Below are 1,149 nucleotides of genomic sequence, written 5' to 3'. Positions count from 1 at the left end.
TAACTGGTTTTATAATAAATTTAACCTAACAAGCAATTCAAACGGACAAAAAACAGTTGGCTGTTTTCACTTCGTTCAACATTTTAGCCAACTAATTTTTGCCGCTTAATATGGGCGTTATGTTGCTAGGAGAGTTATGAGTATTACTCAGAAGTGGAAGCTAGTATCAGAAGAGTTACTAGCGGCTTATAAACTTTTACCGGCAGGAATCATAGAATCTGACTTTGGTTACAGCGAAGAGGATTTTTTACAATACTTATCAGTAAATGAACTTCGTCTAGCTATGGAAGAATTAGATGGTGTAATGGAAAACAACACCAGTCCAGGAGCTTTGTTTTGGGGGCACATGATTAAAGCAGCAAACCTAATGAATCGCCCTGAACATGCTACAAAATATGGGCAGTTTAAAGTCGCAACATAACAAGAATTTCAAGCAGGACAAAATACAGTTGGCTTTTTGTTCACTCCGTTCACCTATTTTAGCCAACTATATTTTGCCTCTTAAATGGGCGTTAGGTGTTTATGAAATTAGTCCACACTTGTAGTTCTCATTCATTATTAAGTATATTGAAATCGAAACGCTTTGTTCCTAAATATGATTCGCCATTGGCTGGTGACTCCGGTATTAACTGTTTTATCGCAGATAGGAAGTATAATACGTCACAATGTTTCGGTGGTGCGGGAGCTTTTTTATATTTTGATTGGCAAAGTACTGTTACAGAAGTAAGTATAGACGCCCCTTTTCCATTAACTCCTGATGTTTTACATAATCAAGAATCTTGGAGAGCAGTAATTCCTAGAGGTACTAAATCATCTTTAATTAAAGTAGTTGATTTTGAAATAAAGGATAATGAATTGAATTTTTGGGATAATATTCAAATTAAGTATTTTAAATATAAATTAAAGAAAAACCCTATGTTTATCAACTTATAAAAACACCTAACAAGGCGTTCAAACGGACAAAAAACAGTTGGCTGTTTCACTTCGTTCACAATTTTAGCCAACAATTTTTGCCGCTTAACGTGGCGTTAGGTGTAATCGCCACTTCGTTTTAATTGTTTAAAGTATTTGCCAATTTAATCTAGCGTTTGTATTTTCTAAATATGGTTTTGGAGTGTTTCGCCAAGCCCTACGTCATTTACGCCAATA

2 protein-coding genes are annotated in these 1,149 nt (G+C 35.0%); both read left to right on the top strand.

Annotated features, from left to right (window positions below; all coding sequences use genetic code 11):
- Positions 1–136 precede the first annotated feature (136 nt).
- The gene (locus H4J39_RS00025) at positions 137–421 is read left to right on the top strand and encodes a hypothetical protein (protein WP_182225420.1); all 285 of its coding nucleotides are present in this window, start codon (positions 137–139) and stop codon (positions 419–421) included.
- A gap of 101 nt (positions 422–522) precedes the next feature.
- The gene (locus H4J39_RS00020; protein WP_182225419.1) at positions 523–933 is read left to right on the top strand and encodes a hypothetical protein; all 411 of its coding nucleotides are present in this window, start codon (positions 523–525) and stop codon (positions 931–933) included.
- The last annotated feature ends 216 nt before the right edge of the window (positions 934–1,149 follow it).

It is taken from the genome of Colwellia sp. Bg11-12 (assembly GCF_014076955.1).
Lineage (GTDB): Bacteria > Pseudomonadota > Gammaproteobacteria > Enterobacterales > Alteromonadaceae > Colwellia_A.
Note: the sequence above shows the minus strand (reverse complement) of the source record. Positions and strands in the feature narration are given on the sequence as shown.

Coding starts and splice junctions, on each gene's coding strand:
- H4J39_RS00025 (WP_182225420.1), top strand. CDS start 137: ATGAGTATTACTCAGAAGTGGAAGCTAGTATCAGAAGAGTTACTAGCG.
- H4J39_RS00020 (WP_182225419.1), top strand. CDS start 523: ATGAAATTAGTCCACACTTGTAGTTCTCATTCATTATTAAGTATATTG.